This window comes from Pseudomonas sp. LB1P83 (genome assembly GCF_054897885.1).
The window spans coordinates 3,073,360-3,094,434 of record NZ_CM142709.1 but is presented as its reverse complement, the minus strand read 5'-3'; the positions used below and the strand labels follow the sequence as shown (position 1 = coordinate 3,094,434).

Here is a 21,075-nt window from a genome sequence, read left to right as displayed (position 1 = left end):
ACCCCGAATGAGGGGCGACCGAATGGATTGAGGCAAGCCGCTGGCCGCCCGATTTCGCGGGTGTCCTGGAGGTTTGCCCCTGGTGGATTTCCGGGGGTAGTAACGTGTAGCTAAGAAGACCCTTGACGGCGCGTCAAGAAAATGGCCGATAAGTGGTAGTGGTATTTTAGTGCTCGCAAGTGACTGATTTGCGACGCGCATCTAAGTTCTTGTTTGTACGAAAAATCGTCAAAAAACCCGCGTGCCAGAGCCTTTGGATAGCGGGCTATCGGTCTGCCGAAGCGAGGTTCAGTGCACAGTTGTCCTGCTGATTGGGTGTCTCGATTCTGTCAGTAATGCGGCGCTGAAATGACCGCGGGCAGCAAACTGACCTACGTCGTGGTTAACGCGCCTTAATGGGATGAAAACTCAGAGGTGTACTTCCACCGCCAACGGCAAATGATCCGATAGATGCGTCCAGGGTTTGTTGCCGAGAATGCGTGGGTTGTGGCTACTGGCGTTGCGCAGGTAGATCCGGTCCAGGCGCAGCAGTGGAAAGCGCGCGGGGTAGGTTTTTGCCGGTCGGCCATTGCGGCGTTCGAAGGCTTCGTGCAGGTAATCGCGACGGGCGAGGGCGGCGTTGCCTTGCAACTGCCAGTCGTTGAAGTCTCCGGCAATGATCACCGGCGCATCGTCGGGCAGGGATTCGAGCAGTTGGCAGAGCAGCTGGAGCTGCAACTGGCGATGACTTTCCAGCAAGCTCAAATGCACGCAGATCGCGTGGACTTCTGCATGCCCCGGCACGTCCAGTACGCAGTGCAACAACCCACGCCGTTCGGGGCCGGTGATGGACACGTCGAGGTTGCGGTGTTCGCGAATCGGGTATTTCGACAGCAGGGCGTTGCCGTGATGGCCGTCGGGGTAGACGGCGTTGCGGCCGTAGGCGAAATCGCTCCACATGCTGTCGGCGAGGAACTCGTATTGCGAGGTTTGCGGCCAATCGTTGTAACGGGAAGAATGCCGATCGTGTTCGCCGACCACTTCTTGCAGGAAGACAAGATCGGCCGATGTACTGCGCACCGCTTCGCGCAGCTCCGGGAGGATGAAACGCCGGTTGAAGGCGGTGAACCCCTTGTGGGTGTTGACCGTCAGCACTCTCAAACGATGAACCGCCAGGGGCGTGTTCAAGGGCACTGATTCGACGGCTCGCTGCTCGGAATCGCTGGTCACGTTCACTCCTCTGAATCTGGGCTGCTTATGTATGCGACTGACGCAGCAGCGGGCAGTTCAGTTTGAGCGACACCATTCCCTGGAGGGGTGAGCCTGCTCGCGATAGCGGAGTGACATCCAGCATTGATGTCAACTGATCCACCGCTATCGCGAGCAGGCTCACTCCTACAAGGGATTTGTGTTGGGTGAGAAGTGGGGTCAGACGAAAACGACTTCGTAGGGCAGGCGCATGCGCTCCAGAATCACCCGGGGCAGCAGCGGCGCGATGCCGATGGCCGGTTCGCCGTCGAGCTGGCTGGCGTAGGCGTGGGTGGCGTGGCTTTTGCGGGCGACGGTCCAGGTGTCGAGGCGTATTTTGCGCGCACGATGCCAAGGAAAGAGCCCTTGATCCCGGGTCGGCCAGTGCCAGGCCCAGACCGGTGATTCGTGGAACGTTGCCCCGACCATGCTTGCCGCATTCGCGCTGGCGCGGCCGACGGCGTCATGATCGCAGGTGCCGTCTTCACGCCAGGTGCTGAACACCACGTCGCCGGGGCGCAAATAACGGGCGATGAATTGGGTCATTTGGGTTTCACGCTCGGCCAGGGCGTTGTCGGTAAAGCCGCCGCGGATCCACTTCAGGCTGTGCATCGGCAATCCCAGCCGACGCAAGGCTTCGACGCTTTCCTGGCCACGAAACACACTCAGGCGTTTTTCAGACCATTGTTGCGAGCCCGGATGGCTGGCGCTGCCATCGGTAATCGAGATCAATTGAAGGGGATGACCGAGGGTGGACAGCAGCTGCAGCAAACCGCCGCAGGTGACCACTTCATCGCCGGGATGCGGCGCGATCACCACGGCACGTGCGCCGGCGGGCACCAGGGTCTCGGTGTTGATGACGGGAATGTTGTCCAGCTGCTGGGCGCTGTTCCAGATCTGTCCCGGCGAGCTGCTTTCGAGGATGGAAACGGATTTCATCGGGCTACGTCCTTGTTCTGTTTGATAGCAATGTGCAGCGCTCCGTACCCTGGATTGCCGCGAGCAGAGTATTGCTCAAGTAACGCTATTCGTCGCGTAGTGGTGATATCTGATCCGGTTTTTTTTAACCGAGCTGTGCCAGACCTCGCAAATAATCGCCGAAACCACCCCGCGCCCGACTGTCCAGCCGAGCACTGGTGAGCACTTGCGGGCGATGGCTCCAGGCAATGTTGGCACCGCAGCGTTCGAGTTGTCGCACCAGTTGCACGTCTTCATCACAGGCCAGCGGTTCGAAACCGCCGGCGCGCTGATAGGCGTCAGCACTGATGCCAAGATTGGCGCCATGAATGTGCCGATGGCCGTCATGGGCCTGATAAGTTTGGTGATAACGAATCTGTGCCGACTCATCGATCGACTCGTGCCACGCATCCACCGTGACCGTGCCGCACACGGCATCGACGTCGAGGGCCAGTTGCGCTACCAGCCAATCCTGCGCCACACGGCTGTCGGCATCGGAACAGGAAATCCAGCGCACCCCGCGCTCCAGCAGAAACCGCGCACCGGCCGCGCGGGCCTGGCCGACGTTACGCGCCTCGATTGCGAGACTGTGCACCGGGTAAGCACTGACGATCTCCGAGGATCGGTCGGTGCAACTGTCGAGCACCACCAGCACCTCGACGGTCTCACCATCCAGCAGTTCGTGTTGCGCGGCGAGCAGGGCCGCCTCAAGGCAATCTCCGAGCAAGTCTTCTTCGTTATGCGCGGGAATCAGGATGCCAATCATCGCAAGCCCTCCAGAGCCGCCACGGAGCGTGGTTCACGACTCCAGAGTTCCAGCAGAAAATCCGCTTCCTGATGCAGGACCAGGCGCGGCAAATGCAAATGTTCGTGGAGCAAGTCGTGGACCTGCCGGGCATTCAGTGGACAGCCGTCGATGGGCGGGCGCCAGTGGCAGGCCAGGAGTTGGCCGTCGGCGGTCAGCGAGTTTTCGGCCTGTTCGATCAGACATTTCAGGTCGTCGGCGTCGAGGTAATAGCCGACTTCGCTGAGCACGATCAGGTCGAATTTTTCCTCCGGCCAATCGATAGGCAAACGGCTTTGGCGAACTTCTGCGTGATCGAACGGGCCAAGTCGGGTGCTGGCCAGCGTGACGGCCGCAGCGGCGGTGTCGCAACACAGCAGACGATCGCAACGGCTTGCCAGCTCAAAGCTCAACTCGCCGTTGGCACAGCCGGGTTCGAAGATCGCCCGGTAATGCGTGCGGGGCAGTGCGGCAAGGGTGATCGCACGTTTGCGCTGTTCATACCAGCGCTGACGAAAGGACCAGGGATCATCGCTGCCGGCAAACAAACCGTCGAAATAGCGGTCCTCGACGCTCATAAGAACACCACTTCGAACGGTTGCAGAAGGCGCTCCAGCACATAGGGCGCCAACACCGGCGGCAGGCCGATTTGCGGATCACCTTCCAATTGGCTGGCAAAGGCGTGGATAGCGTGGCGTTTGCGCGCAACCAAATGCGGCGCCAGGAGGATTTTTCGCGCCCGATGCCACGGCACGAAACTGTCCTCAGGTGCGGCCCAATGCCAGGTCCACACGGGCAATTCATGCACGGTCGCACCGGCGCGTTTCGCCGCTATGGCACTGGCTCGACCCGCGGCTTCGTGATCGCAATGGCCGTCTTCACTCCACGTGGTGAACACCACGTCGTTGGGGCGCAGATGACGTTCAATGAAATCGCCCAATTCGTCTTCTCGATCAGCGACCTGACTGTCCTTGAAACCGCCGCGCAGCCATTTCAGACTGTGCAGCGGCAGGCCGAGACGACGCAAGGCTTCGACCGATTCCTGAGGCCGGACCGCACTCAAACGCTCCACCGGCCAGCGCTTGGAACCGGGGTGGCTGGCACTGCCATCAGTGACCGAGATCAGTTGCAAGGGGCGGCCGGCGGCGGCCAGCAGTTGCAGGAAACCGCCGCAGCCCAGCACTTCGTCATCCGGGTGCGGGGCGATGATCACCGCGCGGGCGCCTTCCGGCACCAGGCTCAGAATATCGATGACCGGCAACTGCGCCAGGTGACTGGAAGTCTGCCAGACATGAAGCGGCGTGCCCTGGCCGACGATTGGGTTGGTTTTCATAACGTCCATGTCCCGGTAATGACTTGCTGTCCGAGGGCGGCGAGGTCCCGTTCGGCGTGGCTTTGGCGCAGGAATACCGGCAGGTCGGCGATCAGATGGGCGAACTGTCGATCCCTACAGTAGGGACCTGAACCGAGGGCGTGGCCGACGTGCAGCATCACCTGTTCCGCGGCGTGTTCTACCACTGCGCGGGCGCGCCGGGCCAGCAGCTCGGCGTCGTCCAGCGGTGCGGCGTCGATCATCAATGCGCTGACCCGCAGCACCTCGGCAGCGGCATGCAACGCACTGTCGACGGCACCCAGGTGGGCGAGGGCGTGGGGTTCTTCACGTTGGGCGCAATGGTCGCGCAGACGTTCGGCGATGCTCTGTGCCGCGCCGTACCAGCACGCCGCAATGCCGATTCCGCCTTGCCAGAAACCGGGCCGATTCAGGTAATCGCCGCGGTAGCCGATGGCTTGTGCTTCGGCGCCTTCGAACAGCACTTCGACGCTGCCGGTGGCGCCCATGCCGACCGCTTGCCAGCCCTGATCGGTCACGGTCACACCGGGTTGATCCAGCGCCACGGCGACCAATTGCTGGCAGTCCTGATGATCCCAGGCCGTGAGCAACGCATGACTCAATACCGCCGCGCCCGAGCACCAGGCCTTGCGCCCGTTCAACACGACCATGTGACCTTGCGGACGGACGCGAACCCGCGCCTGTGGCGGCTCGGCCGCCCACATCCCCCACGTGCTGCCCGGGGTTGGCGAACCACCGAGTTGCTGGATGATCGCCAGCGCATCGGTATGGCCTTCGTACAATTTGCACAACCCGAGGTCATGGCCACCGACCTCGGCCAGCCGCTGGAATCGCTCCAGCGTCTGGCCGCTACCCGGCAGCGGAAGCTGATCGAGCCCAGCCTCCACCAATGCCCGCAGGCACCGGCCTAGCGCCTGAGTATCGGCGTAGTCCGGTGGCTGGCGAGTGAGAAACGCCTGAAGGTCCATTTCACTCTTCTTCCTCATGCTGCAATTCGAACAGCAGCAGCGAACGACCGGTGACGGAATATTCGTGACCGAACTCGAAAAGCTCCTGCCCGCGAATCTTCGGTTGATTGGTGTCGATCATGCACGTCCAGTGATAGCCGTCAGGCACTTCCGGCAAGGTGAAGTTGACGATGTCGTGGTGCGCGTTGACTACCAGCAACAAGGTCGCGTCACCACCCTTGCGGCGGATACCGGTTTCCTGCGCACGTCCGTCGAGCAACATGCCGAGGCAGCGGCCATGGCCTTCTTCCCATTGTTCAGTGGACATTTCGCTGCCATCCGGGGCGAGCCAGGTCACGTCCTTGACGCCGATGTCCTCGTTGTAATTGCCCACCAAGAAGCGTCCGCGACGCAGGATCGGATACGCCAGGCGCAACTTGATCAGGCGTTTGACGAACTTGAGCAGGGCCTTGCCGTCCTCGCTCAGGTCCCAATTGACCCAGCCGATCTCGCTGTCCTGGCAATAGGCGTTGTTGTTGCCTTCCTGGGTGCGGGCGAATTCGTCGCCGGCCACCAGCATCGGCGTGCCTTGGGACAGCAGCAACGTGGCGAAGAAGTTGCGCATTTGCCTCTGACGCAGCTCGTTGATTTCCGGGTCGTCGGTCGGGCCTTCGACGCCGTGGTTCCAGGACAGGTTGTTGTTGCTGCCGTCCTGATTGTTCTCGTCGTTGGCTTCGTTGTGCTTGTCGTTGTACGACACCAGATCGTTAAGGGTGAAACCGTCATGCGCCGTGATGAAGTTCAACGAAGCATACGGACGTCGGCCGCGCTGGTTGAACATCTCGCCGGACGCAGTCATGCGGCTGGCGAAGTCCGCCAGTTGGCCGTCATCGCCTTTCCAGAACGCACGCACGGTGTCGCGGAATTTGTCGTTCCACTCGACCCAGCCCGGCGGAAAACCACCGACCTGATAACCGCCAGGGCCACAATCCCAAGGCTCGGCAATCATTTTCACCTGACGCAGCACCGGGTCCTGGCGACAGGCAACGAGGAAGCTGTGACGTTCGTCGAAGCCCTCGTGGTAGCGGCCGAGAATGGTCGCCAGGTCGAAGCGGAAACCGTCCACGTGCATTTCCGTGGCCCAGTAACGCAGGGAGTCGGTGACCATTTGCAGCACGCACGGGTGACTCAGATCGAGGGTGTTGCCGGTGCCGGAATCGTTGATGTAGTAACGCTTGTCATCAGGCATCAAACGGTAGTACGAGGCGTTGTCGATGCCGCGCATGGACAGGGTCGGGCCTTGTTCGTTGCCCTCGGCGGTGTGGTTGTAGACCACGTCGAGGATCACTTCCAGATTGGCCTCGTGCAGGTGCGCGACCATCTCCTTGAACTCGGCGATCTTGCCGCTCGCCAGGTAGCGCGGGTCCGGGGCGAAGAACGCGATGCTGTTGTAGCCCCAGTAATTGGTCATGCCTTTGTGCAGCAGATGCTGGTCATTGACGAACGCATGAATCGGCAGCAATTCAACCGAAGAAACCCCCAACTTGCGGATGTGTTCCAGCACGTCATCGACCATCAACCCGGCGCAGGTGCCGCGCACGTTCTCGGGGACGGAGGGGTGACGCATGCTGATGCCGCGCAGGTGGGTTTCATAAATGATCGTCTTGTCCCACGGGATGCTGACCCGTTGATCATTGCCCCAGGTGTGAGCCGGGTCGATGACTTTGCACTTGGGCACGAAGGGCGCACTGTCGCGCTCATCGAAACTCAGGTCGGCGTCGGGGTGGCCGATGGTGTAGCCGAACAGCGCTTCGGACCATTTCAGCTGGCCGACCAATTGCTTGGCGTAGGGGTCAATCAGCAGTTTGTTGTGGTTGAAGCGATGACCGTTGGCCGGGTCGTACGCGCCATAGACGCGGTAGCCGTAGATCAGCCCTGGATGGGCGTCGGGCAAGTAGCCGTGGTAGATCTCGTCGGTGTATTCCGGCAGTTCGATTCGCTCGAGTTCAACTTCGCCGGCATCGTCGAAGATGCACAGTTCGACTTTGGTGGCGTTGGCGGAAAACAAGGCAAAGTTGACCCCCAGGCCATCCCAGGTCGCGCCCAGCGGGAAGGGCAGGCCTTCACGAATTCGCGAGGCCTCGGCGTGAGGTTCTGGCGCGGCTTTCTTTGGACTGGTCATAGATGCTCCTGCAAAAAGGGGATTCTTTGTAGGAGCGAGGCTTGCCCGCGAAGGCGGTGTTTCAGTCACATTTCAATCGACTGACATGCCGCCTTCGCGGGCAAGCCTCGCTCCTACAGGTTTTTCGCGGGCGAGCGAGCCCACGGTGGCCAAGGGGTTGGCCACGAGGTCAATCAGGAAGCGATAGTGAAGCGTCAGACTGCCGGAGGTTTTTTCGCGGCGCGAGGCTTCTTCTCTGCAGTTTTTTCGCCGGGCGGAATCACCTTCGAGGCCGCTGCAGGCTTGGATTTGGCTTTCGGCTCGGGAACCTTGCCATTGGCGGCTTTGGCCACAGCAGGTTTGACAGCCGTTTTACTGCCGGCAGCCTTCGGCGATTTGCTCGGTGCCAGCGCTTCGGCTTCAGCCAGTTTGCGAGCCATCTCCCAGTGTCGGGCTTCCTGGCCTTCGGGTTTCCCTTCCGACTCCCAGATTTGATAGGCAAATTCGCGAACGCGTTTATCGTCGGTACTCATCGCAATACTCCTGAACTGAACTCAAGCTTGGGTAAACGTTTGAATAAAGAGATTGACCGGGAAATCCCCCAGCGCGGCGCTGATGTTCAGCTCCCTGTGGGGTGTGACTGCTGTGTTCGAGAAAAGTCCCTTCAGATTTTCCTCAGAGGCGGTGAACGGCAGTTTGACCCGCGTATCGCCCCAACGCAGCGCGTCAACCCGGGGTTCGGCACTGTTTTCCAGCAGTGGGGCGCAACGTATCGGTACGATCACGATGGCCCGTGTTCCTTGATGTTCGCGAGCAAAAGCCAGCACCCGGTGAGCCTGGTTGCCGACGACGTCGAGGGCTTGATACGTCCCTCGCCGAAACAGATCGGCGTGCTCAGCCCGTAGGTTCAACACCTGCTTGATCAGGGTTTGCTTGATCCGCCCGTCACGCCAGTTGGCCAAAAGATCGGGCAGATTCAACGGCACTTGCATCGCCTGTTGGCGGTTGGCGTAGTCCACCGGCCGGCGGTTGTCCGGGTCCACCAGCGAAAAGTCCCAGTACTCGTTGCCCTGGTAGAGGTCCGGGATCCCCGGTACGGTCATGCGCAGCAAGGTTTGCGCCAAACCGTTAATCGCGCCGGCAGCGGTAATCGTTTGCACCGCCTTGCCGAGGGCGGCGCGCAACAGCTCACCCTCCGGGCTCAGCAGCAGGCGTTCGATAAAGACCTGCATGGCTTTTTCGTAAGGCTCGTTCGCCGCGCTCCAGCTGCTTTGCAGCTTGGCTTCACGCAAGGCTTTCTGTTGCCACTGCCACAGGCGTTTGGCGTAGTCCTCAAGCGCCGCTTGATCGTCAACCCGCAGATCCAGCGGCCAACTGCCGAGGATCGCTTGATACAGAATCAACTCATCGCCCGCCGAGGGCATCTGGTCGTCGTCACGCAGGGGCCGGGCGAGTGTTTTCCACAACGGAACCTGTTCGGCGTACCAGGCACTGCGTTCGCTCAACACCGCCAACCGCGCACGAGTGTCTTCGCCGCGTTTGTGGTCGTGGGTGGCAGTCGCCAGCAGGTTGTCCGGAAACTGTTCCAGTCGTTGGAGGCAGACCGCATGGAAATCGGCAACCGGCGCACTGAACTGTTCGGTGCTGAACCCCACGTCATTGCGCGACAGCAACACGGCCGAGCGATAGAACGCGGTGTCTTCCACAGCTTTGGCGGCGGCCGGAGACGTCAGTTGCTGGAAACGTACGCAGGCATGTTTGAGGATCTTGCGCTGACGACCCACCGGGCGGTTGCGCCACGGCTCACCGCCGAGCCAACCGGCCAGGCAATCCAGCACCGGCCAATCGGCCTCGCCGAGGGTTTGCCGGGCACCGTCCATGGCTTGCTGGAAAAACACATCGTCTTCGGCAGAACGGCCACGCGGGCTGATGTAGGTGCGGTACACCGGGAAATGCACGATCAGTTCCTGCAACGCCCGCCGGATCGCGCCCAGGGTCAGGTCGCGGGTCATCAAGTCGTCCCGGGCCACTTGCAGCAGTGCTTGGGCAACACTCTCGAAATCACCGGCCAACGAGCCGTTGAGAATCTGCTGACGTGCCAGCTGCGCTTCCTGACGGAAGTCCGCGGGCCGTTCGCTGTAGCGATTCCACAACTCGCCCAAGGTCTGGGCGCCGTCGGGATCGTGTTGCAGCAACGACAACTGGTTCATGAATTCGTAACCGGTGGTGCCGTCCACCGACCAGTCGCGGTGCAGGGTTTCGCCTTCGCCGAGAATCTTCTCGACGAAGATCGGCAAGTGCCGATCGGGCGACAGCGTATCGACCCGACGCCGCAGTTTGCGGCAGTAGCCACGCGGGTCGGCGAGGCCGTCGATGTGGTCGATGCGCAGGCCGTCGACAAGGCCTTCAGCCACCAGCTCGAATATTTTTGCGTGGGTCGCTTCGAACACCGCCGGCCGTTCAACGCGCAGGCCGCCCAGTTCGTTGATATCGAAAAAACGCCGCCAATTGATGTCATCCGCCGCCGTGCGCCAACTTGCCAAGCGATAACTCTGACGTTCGAGCAGGTGGTGCAGGCGCTGGAAACCCTCGGGTGTCAGCGAATCGTAGGCGCTGAGATTCTGCTGAATGCATTTGAACACCTCGGGGTCGCTGGCCAGCTCACGCAGCTCTGCCTTCAGCGGTTGCGCCAGACTGTGCGCATCGGTCTGGTAGCTCAAAGCACTGAAACGGTCCGCGAGAAACTTCAGCGGTTCGTCGTCGGTCCGCAGCAGTTCACCGTAGCTCGACGGGCAGATCGGGAAATGATGCTCGTAGTGCTCGACATAAAACGCACCGCGCTGCGCATCGAAGCGTAAGGGCAGGGTGCCGTCCTGCAGCGCGATGCCGTAATCGCTGCCGAGGAAAGGCAACAACAACTGGCCCTCCATCAACGGGTCAGGCGAGTGCCATTGAATGTCGAAGAACTCGCCGTAAGGGCTCAGGCGTCCCCATTCCAGCAAGTCCAGCCACCACGGGTTGTCACTGCCACCGACGGCCATGTGGTTGGAGACGATATCGAGGATCAACCCCATTTTGTGTTCGCGCAGGGCACCGATCAATCGGCGCAAGGCGGCTTCGCCACCCAACTCAGGGTTGACGGTGGTCGGGTCCACCACGTCGTAGCCGTGCATGGAACCGGCGCGGGCCGCGAGCAGTGGCGAGGCGTAGACATGGCTGATGCCGAGGCTGGCAAAGTACGGCACCAGCGGCACGGCTTGATCCAGCGTGAAGCCTTTATGAAATTGCAGCCGCAGGGTTGCGCGTAGCGGTTGTATTAACGGGTGATTCATTGGTCACGCTCGCCAGCCTGAAGTCGCGCACAGGCGAGCAATTCCAGGCGCCGGGCGGCGTCCGGGTCGTCGAGCAGCGCTTCGCTGCCGCCGGGCAGGCGCCGCGACCAGTTGGGGTGCGTGTCGATGGTGCCGGGGAGGTTGGCCTGCTGTTCGATGCCGAGGGCATCTTCCAGCGGCAGCAACACCAGCGGCGCCCGGGTATGACCGAGAAAACGTATCGCGGCGTCGAGCACCTGATCGGTTTCATGGGACTCTTCGCGAAAGTTCTGCGGGTCCTCGCTCAACACACGACGCAGACCTTCGCGCTCGCGTTCACGGTGGTGGCGCCATTCGATTTCACTCGTGGCGTCGACCAGGCCCAGTCGGGCGTTCCAGTCGATATCGCGGCCATGCCACCAGCCATTGAGTGTCGGCAGGTCATGGGTGCTGGTGGTCGCGAGGGCGTTGTCCGGCCAGTCGAGAATCGTTTTGAAGTGCGCGTTGTCCTGTTCAAACAGCAACACCCGCATGCCGAGGATCGCGCGCGCGATGAGTTTTTCCCGCAGGCCGTCGGCCACCGTCCCGAGGTCTTCGCCCAGGACGATTGCCTGATGGCGATGGGATTCAAGGCTGAGCAAACGCAGCAGGTCGTCCACCGGGTAATAAAGGTAGGCGCCGTCGGCGGGTGGTGAACCATTGGGGATCACCCACAACCGTTGCAGGCCCATGACGTGGTCAATGCGCAAGCCGCCGGCGTGGGCGAAATTGGCGCGGAGCATTTCGATGAATGCGCGAAAGCCGTTGCGCACCAGGCCTTCAGGGGAAAATGCGGAAATACCCCAGCCCTGACCGGTACGGTTAAGAATGTCTGGCGGCGCTCCCACCGTCAGTGAGGCGAGCAATTCGTCCTGACGACTCCAGGCCTGACTGCCACCGCCATCGGCACCCACCGCCAGATCAGCGATCAACCCGATGCTCATCCCCGCGCTACGGGCGGCGGTTTGTGCACGCTCCAGGCAGCGGGTGATCAGCCATTGGGAGAAGGCGAAGAAGCCAATGCGGCCGGCGTTCTCTTCGGCAAATTCGGCGAGAGCGGCGCTGCGCGGGTCGCGCCATTGTTCCGGCCACTCGCGCCAGTCGAGGGTTTCACCCTTGGCGGCGCGGGCTTCTTGAATGGCTTCGAAGCGGCAGTGGTTTTCCAACGCCTCGCCGTGTGCATGGCGGAAGCTGCTGAAGTCGGCATGCAACGGATGTTCGCCCTGGACGAAGCCTTCGTACAAGGCTTGCAGCAAGCGATGCTTGGCTTCGGCTGCCACGGGCCAGTTAATCAGCGGCTGTTCTTCCAGCTGTTGCAGTTCGGCGGCCAGGCCGGTGGCGTCAATCGCGGCCCGCCACGCGCGCTCGCCGAGAATCGCGCCCGGTGCGGCATAGAGGCTGTTGAGGAACAAACGGCTGGATGGTGAATACGGGCTGTAGCGCTGGGTGTCGCTGCCAAACATCGCATGCAGCGGACTGATCGCCAACGCCTCGGCGCCGCGTTCACCGGCCACACGAGCGAGGTCTTCCAGTGCCTGGGTGTCGCCGAACCCGCCATCGCCGGGGCGACGCAGGGAGTACAACTGCACGCTGAGGCCCCAGGTGCGCGGAATCGGACTGTCCACGGCATCGCCGACGCTGTAGCACCGCGTCGGTGCCACGGCCAAAGTGAATGATTGCCCATCGATGCTGACGTGCTGATAACCGACCGGAACCAGGCCAGGCAGCACGGCCTCGGCATCCAGTTTCAGGTTCAGCCATGAGCCATCTTCAAGGTGGATCTCACAGGGTGTTTCCGGCTCAAAGAAATGTGCAAGGTCGAGGCCGACGCCAACGTCTGCGGTGATCAGCGGCGGTAGACGCCGGGTCTGTTGGACTTGCTGCAATTGCAGGAGGCTGGCATCGATTTCCTGGGCGGTGCCGGCAGGGTGGCCGAGCCCGGTCAGGACATTGCGCAAGACCGATGGGGCGACTTTCTGCGGGCGGCCGTTGGCGTCGATCCAGTCGACTGCCAATCCGGCGCGGCTGGCCAGTATTTCCAGTTGCGCATCACTCATTGGCGCTCTCCATCCAGGGGTAGCAAAGGGGCTGCGGCCGTGAGGCTGACTAGCGCGCAATACGGGGCAAGGGTGCCCTGTTCCAACAGGCCGGCAGACTGAGGTGGCGTTTCAAACAACAACCTGGCGTCGGCCTGTGGGGAGTGGACCACTCGCTTGTCGCTGAGGTTCAGGTCAATGCGCAGCTGACGACCATTGCCCAGTAGCCAGCGCGCCGTCACCGCACCTTCGGCCAGCACTTCGGCACCCAAGGCCTGAGCACCCGGCAGATGCGGGATGATGTGGTCGTGGCGAATCTGCAACAGCTGGTAATACAGCCCCTGCATGGCCGATTGCCGGGTGGCGGTCAGTTTTGGTCGCGACGCTTCAAAGGTCTGTTGTGCGTTCGGATCGGGGATCAGTTCGCGTTTATGAGGATCAGTAAACGCGCTGAACGCTGCAAATTCGTTACGTCGCCCTTCGCGCACCAGCTCCGCCAATTCACCGTGATGGCTGGTAAAGAACAGGAACGGTTCCTCGGCAGCAAATTCGTCGCCCATGAACATCAGCGGGATCATCGGTGACAGCAGCAACAGCGCGGTCGCGGCTTTCAAGGCGTCGAGGTGGGTCAGTTGATGCAGGCGTTCGCCAAAGGCACGGTTACCGATCTGGTCATGGTTCTGCAAAAACAGCACAAACGCGCTGGGCGGCAAGTGACCGCTGGGCTCGCCCCGGGTCGTACCGTGGCGGGTCACATGGCCCTGAAACACGAAGCCCTGGCTCAGGCAGCGTGCCAGTTGTTCGGTGGGGTTGTCGGCATAGTCGGCGTAATAAGCGTCGGTTTCACCGGTCAGCAAAACGTGCAAAGCGTTATGGCCGTCATCGTTCCACTGCGCGTCGAAACCTTCTTCCAGCAGGCTGGCCTGGTTGTGTTCGTTTTCGACTGTCAGCCAGACGTGCCGCGCCGGATCGGTCTGTTGCCGAACCCGTTGCGCCAATTCCTGGAGAAAGTCCGTGCTCTCAATGGCGTGCACGGCATCCAGGCGCAAGCCATCGAAGCGGTATTCCAGCAACCACATCAGCGCATTGTCGATGAAAAAGTCCCGCACCTCGCGCCGCCGGAAGTCGATGGCCGCGCCCCACGGGGTGTGCTTGTCTTCGCGAAAGAAGCCCTTGGCGTAGTGATGCAGGTAGTTGCCGTCCGGGCCGAAGTGGTTGTAGACCACGTCGAGAATCACCGCCAGGCCATGGCCGTGGGCGGTGTCGATCAGGTGTTTGAGTTGTTCGGGAGTGCCGTAGGAGGCTTGGGGCGCATAGGGCAGAACCCCGTCGTAGCCCCAATTGCGATCCCCGGGGAATTGCGCCAGCGGCATCAGTTCGATTGCGGTGATGCCCAAGTCAACGAGGCGCGCCAAGTGCTGCTCGACGTCACTGAAGCCACCGAGCACACCGACGTGCAATTCGTAGATGACGGCCTCGTTCCAGGGGCGGCCGGTCCATGTGCTGTTTTGCCATTGATAGGCGAGGGGGTCGACGACCACGCTGTGGTCGCCGATATCGCCGGCCTGCGCGCGGGAGGCCGGGTCCGGCACCTCCAGCTCGCCATCAATGTTGTAGCGGTAGCGCGTACCCGCCGGGCAGCGGGTCTTGATCACGAACCAGCCATCTGCCTGAGGCAGTAGTGGCAAGGATTGTCCATCTTCCAGTTCGACACTGACGTAAAACGCATCTGGCGCCCACAAGGCAAAACGCGTGTGTTCTGCGTCCAGCATGATTGCGCCGTGGGGCCAGGTCTCAAGGGTCCGTAACGGCATCTTTGAAAACCTCTTTTTACTGTTTGCCCGATTTACCCAGGGCTTTGGCGACCAGTTGTTCGTAGAGTTCGGCGTAGGGCTCTACCGCCTTGCACCAGTTGAACGGCGCGGCCATGGCGCGGCAACGCATGGCGTTGAGCAGGCCAGGGAAAGCGAACACCTTGAACGCGCGGCTCAGGGCTTCCTGGTAACTCTCGACTGTGGATTCGTCGAACAGGAAACCGGTCACGCCGTTTTCAATGGTGTCGGCCAAGCCGCCGGTATTGCGTGCCACCGGCAACGAACCGAAGCGCTGGGCGTACATCTGGCTCAGGCCGCAAGGCTCGTAACGCGACGGCATCAACAGGAAATCACTGCCGGCGAACATGCGACGGGCATCGGTTTCATTGAAGCCGATGCGTACGCCGATTTGCCCTGGGAAGCGCAGGGCCAACTCACGCATGGCTTGTTCTTCTTCAGGCTCGCCACGACCGATGATCGCGATCTGGCCGCCGTTGTTGACGATGTATTCGGAGACCCCTTCGGTCAGGTCCAGGCCTTTCTGATAGACCAGACGCGAGACCACCGCGAACAGCGGGCCTTCGGAGTCGTCCAGGTCGAACAGTTCACGGACATGGGCAGCGTTGACCGCTTTGCCTTCCCAGTCGCCGATGCTGAATGGACGGAACAGGTGCGTGTCGGTGGCGGCGTCCCAGCTTTCATCAATGCCGTTGGGAATACCGCTGAGCAGACCTTGCTGGGTCTTGGCGGCAAGAAAGCCGTCGAGACCACAGCCGAAGGCCGGCGTGGTGATTTCCTGGGCGTAGGTGGCGCTGACGGTGGTGATGTGGCTCGAGTAGGCCATGCCGGCCTTGAGGAATGACATCTTGCCGTAGAACTCCATGCCTTCCTGTTGCAAGGCATGGTTTGGAATACCGAGTTCCGGGCACGAGCCAAGGCTGGTGACACCTTGATAGGCCAGATTATGGATGGTGAACAGCGTCGGAGTGCGCTGTCCACGCCAGTGCATGTAGGCAGGCGCCAGTCCGGCCGGCCAGTCATGGGCATGCACCAGATCCGGGCACCAGTGAATTTGTGCAAGATTGGCGGCGATATCGGCGGCGGCGAGGCCCAGGCGGGCGAAACGAATGTGGTTGTCCGGCCAGTCGCGGCCATTGTTGGCACCGTAAGGCGAACCTTCGCGCTCGTAGAGTTCGGGGCAGATCAACACGTAAATGACCAGACCGTCCGGCATGTCCATGCGCCCGATCTTGCAGGGCGGCAGTGCGGCGTGCCCACCGAGCTCACCGATAATATGAATCGGGTTTTCACTGTGCAGTACTTGCGGGTAACCGGGAATCAGCACTCGCACATCGTGCAGTTGAGCCATCGCCCGGGGCAGCGCTGCGGAAACGTCACCCAAACCGCCGGTCTTGACCAGGTCGGCGATCTCGGAGGTGACGAACAACACTTTCTTTCTGTTCGGATTCTGACTGGCAGCCGGTGTCAGCGTCTTGGTGCCCGGTACGCTGATCGATTGGGCGCTCGGAGCATTCACGACGCTCGATTCGCCGACCTGCTGATGAGCACGCTCTCCCTGAATATCTAAAGCCGCACTAATCATATGAATCTCCCGTGTTGTTGATCTAATTCCAGGTCAGGCACAAACGGTGTTCGTGGCCAAATCCTGTGGCCGGGCGCAAACGCGCTTCGCATCGGTGAGCAATGCTGCCCAATGCGCTAAATGCAGAAAGGGTGGAGGGGCCGTTGCAAGGAATGCACCAGTCGCTGTGGCCCTACCTTTAACCTGACCCCCTGCCAGGACCAAAAGTTTCGAGTTTCTTACCACCAGATGACTGACCGGTTTCACCTCGCGAAAATGAGTCTAGGCCAGATCCTAGAGCGGGACAGGTCAAGTGGCGAAATTGTTCGACAATCGGTGAGAAGAGGGTAAAGGCACAGCGCTTTGAGGGGGAAACGCACCGACGAAGTGCAGGTTTATTTTTGAGATTGGGTCAAAACGGGACTGGGGAGTCACGGAAAAGGGCGGGATTTAAAGGCTGGCGCACCATTGCGGTGCGAGAGATGTTGGGCTTGAGGGCTTCTTCGCCAGCAGGCTCGCTTGTATTTTCAGGTTTGAAGGAGTGGCGGGACTACCCTTGAAGAAGCCGCTTCATCAGCAGTGCAGGCAGGCTCTTTCGGGTGTCAGCAATAATGTGGACATAGATCGTCTGCTCTCGAATCTCATAGATGATCCGGTTCATCCCTGACAGGATTTGTCGATACTGACTCAGATTAAGTTTCTTGATTTCCTCCGGGATCGATCCTGAATAGGGCTGTGTCCCCAAGTTGCGAATGGCGGCCTTCAGATCGGCATAGGTGCTTAGCCAGGTTTGGGTAGAGAACTGTTGGATGAGATAAATACGAAGTTCTTTCAGGTCAATCTCGGCAGACTGAAGAATGACGACCTTTAAACTCATTGATGGTCAGCCCTGTCCAGTTCTGCAAAGACATCTTCGGCATCGCGAAACTTGCCTTCTTCTACCTCACGATTTCCCATCGCCAAGAGCTTGAGTAAGGCCATGGTGTCTTCCTGCTCTTCGAAACTTTTTACGTCCATGACCACAAGCTTCGCTTCACCGTTTTGGGTGATCACCAAGGGCTCGCGGCTCTCTGTGAGTGTTTTGACGATTTCGGCAGTGTGGCTTTTCAGGTAGCTGATCGGCTTGATTTGAGATGAAAGCTTCATGGGTGAGCCTCGCTGTATTGAATAGGACCGAGTTTAGTCTTAATTCAGTCCTGCGTCAGGTTCCGCCGACCAGCGTTTATTGATTCCGGTTCTACCTGGTCATTACGGCTGATGCCTTCGCAAGTGGGCTCGCTGCCGCAGGGATGTGTAAACGACACACATCCAACGTGCGAACCCGCTCGCGAAAATGCTCATGTCGTACGCGGTTTACGCCCTGACACAAAATGACTCACATCATTAAACCCCGGTGTCGAGGAATGCCCCGGTGTGACCAGCGAATCAATGAACGCTTCATCTTCAGCCGTAATCTTCACCGACTGCGCCTTGGTGTACGCATCCCACTGTTCCTCCGTACGCGGCCCGACAATAGCCGATGTCACGGCGCCGTTATTCAGCACCCAGGCAATCGCGAACTCGACAATGCCCACGCCACGCTCCTGCGTGTACCGCTGAATCTGCTGGGCAATACACAACGACTCCACCCGCCACTCGGTTTCTAGAATGCGTTTGTCAGCCCGACCGGCGCGGCTGTTGGCGTCCGGCTTCACGTCAGGTGCGTACTTGCCGCTGAGCACACCGCGGGCCAGCGGACTGTAGGGCACCACGCCCAAACCATAGTTTTGCGCAGCGGTGATCTGCTCGGTCTCGGCCTGACGGTTAACGATGTTGTACAGCGGCTGACTGATCACCGGCCGGTCGACGCCCAGTTGATCGGCCACGCGAATAACTTCGGCAATACGCCAGCCACGGTAGTTCGACAAACCCCAATAGCGAATCTTGCCTTGGCGAATCAGATCGCCAATCGCTGAGACGGTCACTTCCAGCGGCGTGTTGTGGTCTTCGCGGTGCAGGTAATAGATGTCGAGATAGTCAGTGCCCAGACGCGTCAGGCTGGCGTCGAGGCCATTGAAGATATGCTTGCGGCTCAACCCGCTGCGGTTCGGCACACCGTCCACCGGGCCGAAACCGACTTTGGTCGCCAGCACCCATTCATGGCGGTTGCCGGCGATCGCTTCGCCGACAATCTCTTCGGAACGGCCGCCGGTGTAGACGTCCGCGGTGTCGATGAAATTGATGCCCTGGTCCCAGGCCTTATCGATGATCCGCAGGGAATCTTCGGTGCTGGTCTGTTCGCCGAACATCATGGTGCCCAGTGTCAGGGTCGACACCTGTAAACCGGAACGACCCAGCGTGCGATAGCTCATGACGAAATCCTTTTACCGATGGGAGAAAGCTTCAATCAAATACCAGAACGCCTGTGCGCAGAAAAGTGAAATTATCTGCGCAGGCGTGACAGTCATAAACAGCACTGTTTAACGGACACCTTCAGACACGTACTCAGGCTACACATCCTTGCGCCATTGCCTACGACTGCGCCAGAATCCGCCGGCTTGTGCGCCTTGGGCCTGGGTTTTATCGTTACCCCGTCGCTGAAAAGAACAGCGATCGGGTTTGGTAGCCCGGGTTTCTAGTTGCAAAAGCACTGCCCTTTGCCGAGATTTTTCGTCTCGTCTTTATGGTGGTCATGCGCAGGGCACCTTCGGGTGCGCCGTTTTCCTAGAGCCCGGTCTACCAACCTGCGTATGGCCTCCACCCATCGTTTGGTAGCGAGGGTGATGGCTCCTTCAAGTGCTTTAGGAGTTTCATCAATGTTCAAACCAACACCCAATCCACCCGAAGCGGACGACGTTTCCCCCTACGAAACCGCCGATTGCAAAAAACTCAACGAGGCCGCCGAGCGAGCGCTCGACTTCCACTTCCCGTCGAATGCCGACATCAAAGCCACCCCGCGAACACGCAGTGCCCTGTTTTCTGTGGACCCTGAGGCTACGACCGAAACCCTGGCGGTTTATCTGGTTGAGACGCTGGCCTCGGTTGATGTGATGGTGCATCAGTTGGTGGATCATCTGGAGGGGGAGTCGCGTTATGCGCTTTTGGGTATTTCCAACAGCATCATGGTGGCGGAGATTGCGGCGAATCGGGTGCTGGATAACGTTGGCCCGCAGAGCTAAAGCAGATTCTGAAGAAAACACGACCTGTGGCGAGGGAGCTTGCTCCCGTTCGGCTGCGCAGCAGTCGTAAATCGGATTGCGCGGTGTGCCTGAGAGTTCGCGGTTGCAGCTTTTGGGGCTGCTTCGCAGCCCAGCGGGAGCAAGCTCCCTCGCCACAAAGGCCTGCGTGGTCTCAAAAGTGCGTCTGACCCCATAAGCGTGGACCCCATAAGCGTGTGTGCACGCGCAAAATGAGAAACGGCCCGAAAGGGCCGTTTTTGTTAGTGATCACGCAGGGTGAAGTGAAGCCTTAAACCCGCAACGTCCGCGTCATGCGCAACGCCAGCAAGCTCCCGCAAACAATCACACCCGCCAGCAGATAAAGCGCCGCATCGGTCGAGCCGGTGCTGTCCTTGACCCAACCCACCAGGTACGGGCTCAGGAAACCTGCCATCTGCCCCATTGAGTTGATCAAGGCCAAACCACCCGCTGCCGCACCCGCGCTCAGCATTGCCGTCGGCACTGGCCAGAACATCGGCAAGCCGGTGAGGGCGCCCATGGTGGCGATGGTCAAGCCGAGTATCGCAATGGCCGGCGTCGTCGCAAAGTTCACGGCAATCAGCAGACCCACCGCGCCCATCAGCATCGGTACCACCAAGTGCCAGCGACGTTCTTTGCGCAAGTCTGCCGAGCGGCCGACCATCAACATGAACAGCGCCGCGAGCAGGTACGGGATCGCGCTCAACCAGCCGATCACCAGGTTATCGCTGAAGCCCAGGTTCTTGATGATCGACGGCAGCCAGAAGTTGATCGCGTAGACGCCGCTCTGGATGCAGAAATAGATCAGGCCGAACGCCCAGATCGCCGGGTTCTTGAACACGGCCAGCAGCGAGTCGGTGGAGGTTTTCGGTTTGTTGGCCAGGTCTTCGGCGTGGTCGGCTTCCAGCACCGAACGCTCGAACGGCGTGAGCCACTTGGCATTGGCGTAACTGTCGCTCAGCAAGAAATAGGCGAGGGCGCCGAGGATCACGGTCGGAATGCCTTGCAGCAGGAACATCCACTGCCAACCGGCCAAGCCGCCCTGGCCGGCGGCGAAGTGGTTGAGGATCCAGCCGGAGAACGGGCTGCCGAGCAGGCCGGACACCGGGATCGCCGACATGAACAGCGCCATGATGCGGCCACGGCGGAAGGTCGGGAACCACTGCGAAAGATAAAGCACCACGCCCGGGAAGAACCCGGCTTCGGCCGCGCCGGTGAACAGGCGCAAGGTGTAGAACTCGGTCGGGGTGGTGACGAACAGCAGGCAGGTCGACAGCGTGCCCCAGACGATCATCATCAGCGCGATCCAGCGCCGTGGGCCGAATTTGGTCAGGGCCAGGTTGCTTGGTACGCCGCACAGCACGTAGCCGATAAAGAAGATCCCGGCTCCGAGGCCGTACACGGTTTCGCTGAATTTCAGCGCGTCGAGCATCTGCAGCTTGGCGAATCCAACGTTGACCCGGTCGAGGTAGTTGAACAGGTAGCAGATGAAGATGAAGGGGATCAAACGCAGGGTAATGCGTTTGTAGACGGCGTTTTTGTCGTCAACGATGGCCTGGGTAGCGGCGGCGCTCTGTGACATGGCGGGCTCTCTCTTTATTATGATTTTTTGCGATGCGCAGGGTAACGTTGATCGCCCAGAGAGTCTCGGCCACCCTCGGGGTTGCTGTCTTTGTGCCTGAGCACAGGG

The 21,075-nt window shown here is 60.4% G+C and carries 17 protein-coding genes; 1 reads left to right on the top strand and 16 read right to left on the bottom strand.

The genetic code is table 11. The features are described from left to right. Nucleotides 1-408: 408 nt before the first annotated feature. From ACYZTY_RS14265 to ACYZTY_RS14195, 15 genes are all read right to left on the bottom strand, one after another. Nucleotides 409-1,209 (bottom strand): endonuclease/exonuclease/phosphatase family protein, encoded by an 801-nt coding sequence (locus ACYZTY_RS14265; protein WP_461959039.1) that lies wholly within the window; start codon nt 1,207-1,209, stop codon nt 409-411. Nucleotides 1,210-1,407: 198 nt separating this feature from the next. Continuing rightward, nucleotides 1,408-2,166 carry a PIG-L deacetylase family protein gene (locus tag ACYZTY_RS14260; protein WP_461959038.1) on the bottom strand — a complete coding sequence of 253 codons (759 nt, stop codon included), beginning with the start codon at nt 2,164-2,166 and terminating at the stop codon, nt 1,408-1,410. Nucleotides 2,167-2,290: 124 nt separating this feature from the next. Then, on the bottom strand, nt 2,291-2,950 hold the full coding sequence (locus ACYZTY_RS14255; RefSeq protein WP_461959037.1) for a glycosyltransferase family 2 protein: 660 nt from the start codon (nt 2,948-2,950) through the stop codon (nt 2,291-2,293). After that, a complete protein-coding gene (locus tag ACYZTY_RS14250) occupies nt 2,947-3,546 on the bottom strand; it encodes an SAM-dependent methyltransferase (RefSeq protein ID WP_461959036.1) in 600 nt (199 codons plus the stop codon). Before ACYZTY_RS14250 ends, ACYZTY_RS14255 begins: the two co-directional genes overlap by 4 nt. Continuing rightward, nucleotides 3,543-4,301: a PIG-L deacetylase family protein gene (locus tag ACYZTY_RS14245; protein WP_461959035.1), complete on the bottom strand. Its 759-nt coding sequence runs from the start codon at nt 4,299-4,301 to the stop codon at nt 3,543-3,545. The genes ACYZTY_RS14250 and ACYZTY_RS14245 overlap by 4 nt, the downstream gene beginning before the upstream one ends. Beyond that, nucleotides 4,298-5,287, bottom strand: a complete 990-nt coding sequence (locus tag ACYZTY_RS14240) for an acyl-CoA dehydrogenase (protein WP_461959322.1) — start codon at nt 5,285-5,287, stop codon at nt 4,298-4,300. The genes ACYZTY_RS14245 and ACYZTY_RS14240 overlap by 4 nt, the downstream gene beginning before the upstream one ends. A 1-nt stretch (nt 5,288) precedes the next feature. Then, the gene (gene glgX / locus ACYZTY_RS14235; RefSeq protein WP_461959034.1) at nt 5,289-7,448 is read right to left on the bottom strand and encodes a glycogen debranching protein GlgX; all 2,160 of its coding nucleotides are present in this window, start codon (nt 7,446-7,448) and stop codon (nt 5,289-5,291) included. Between the two features lie 194 nt (nt 7,449-7,642). Continuing rightward, on the bottom strand, nt 7,643-7,960 hold the full coding sequence (locus tag ACYZTY_RS14230; protein WP_461959033.1) for a DUF2934 domain-containing protein: 318 nt from the start codon (nt 7,958-7,960) through the stop codon (nt 7,643-7,645). Nucleotides 7,961-7,981: 21 nt separating this feature from the next. Further along, nucleotides 7,982-10,759 (bottom strand): malto-oligosyltrehalose synthase, encoded by a 2,778-nt coding sequence (locus tag ACYZTY_RS14225; protein ID WP_461959032.1) that lies wholly within the window; start codon nt 10,757-10,759, stop codon nt 7,982-7,984. Continuing rightward, complete coding sequence (gene malQ, locus ACYZTY_RS14220; protein ID WP_461959031.1) at nt 10,756-12,834, bottom strand: 4-alpha-glucanotransferase; 2,079 nt, start codon at nt 12,832-12,834, stop codon at nt 10,756-10,758. The genes ACYZTY_RS14225 and malQ overlap by 4 nt, the downstream gene beginning before the upstream one ends. Further along, nucleotides 12,831-14,627 (bottom strand): malto-oligosyltrehalose trehalohydrolase, encoded by a 1,797-nt coding sequence (gene treZ, locus ACYZTY_RS14215; protein WP_461959030.1) that lies wholly within the window; start codon nt 14,625-14,627, stop codon nt 12,831-12,833. Before treZ ends, malQ begins: the two co-directional genes overlap by 4 nt. 16 nt (nt 14,628-14,643) lie before the next feature. After that, the gene (gene glgA / locus ACYZTY_RS14210; protein WP_461959029.1) at nt 14,644-16,230 is read right to left on the bottom strand and encodes a glycogen synthase GlgA; all 1,587 of its coding nucleotides are present in this window, start codon (nt 16,228-16,230) and stop codon (nt 14,644-14,646) included. Between the two features lie 529 nt (nt 16,231-16,759). After that, nucleotides 16,760-17,086 carry a type II toxin-antitoxin system RelE/ParE family toxin gene (locus ACYZTY_RS14205; protein ID WP_461959028.1) on the bottom strand — a complete coding sequence of 109 codons (327 nt, stop codon included), beginning with the start codon at nt 17,084-17,086 and terminating at the stop codon, nt 16,760-16,762. Continuing rightward, nucleotides 17,083-17,355 (bottom strand): type II toxin-antitoxin system Phd/YefM family antitoxin, encoded by a 273-nt coding sequence (locus ACYZTY_RS14200; RefSeq protein ID WP_461959027.1) that lies wholly within the window; start codon nt 17,353-17,355, stop codon nt 17,083-17,085. The genes ACYZTY_RS14205 and ACYZTY_RS14200 overlap by 4 nt, the downstream gene beginning before the upstream one ends. A gap of 191 nt (nt 17,356-17,546) precedes the next feature. After that, complete coding sequence (locus ACYZTY_RS14195) at nt 17,547-18,560, bottom strand: aldo/keto reductase (RefSeq protein WP_461959026.1); 1,014 nt, start codon at nt 18,558-18,560, stop codon at nt 17,547-17,549. Between the two features lie 444 nt (nt 18,561-19,004). On the opposite strand from ACYZTY_RS14195, the gene ACYZTY_RS14190 reads away from it, so the two are divergent. Next, nucleotides 19,005-19,367 carry a DUF6124 family protein gene (locus ACYZTY_RS14190; RefSeq protein ID WP_461959025.1) on the top strand — a complete coding sequence of 121 codons (363 nt, stop codon included), beginning with the start codon at nt 19,005-19,007 and terminating at the stop codon, nt 19,365-19,367. A 289-nt stretch (nt 19,368-19,656) separates the two neighbouring features. Here the strand turns inward: ACYZTY_RS14190 and ACYZTY_RS14185 are convergent, their stop codons facing one another. Continuing rightward, nucleotides 19,657-20,967 (bottom strand): MFS transporter, encoded by a 1,311-nt coding sequence (locus ACYZTY_RS14185; RefSeq protein ID WP_461959024.1) that lies wholly within the window; start codon nt 20,965-20,967, stop codon nt 19,657-19,659. Between the last annotated feature and the right edge of the window lie 108 nt (nt 20,968-21,075).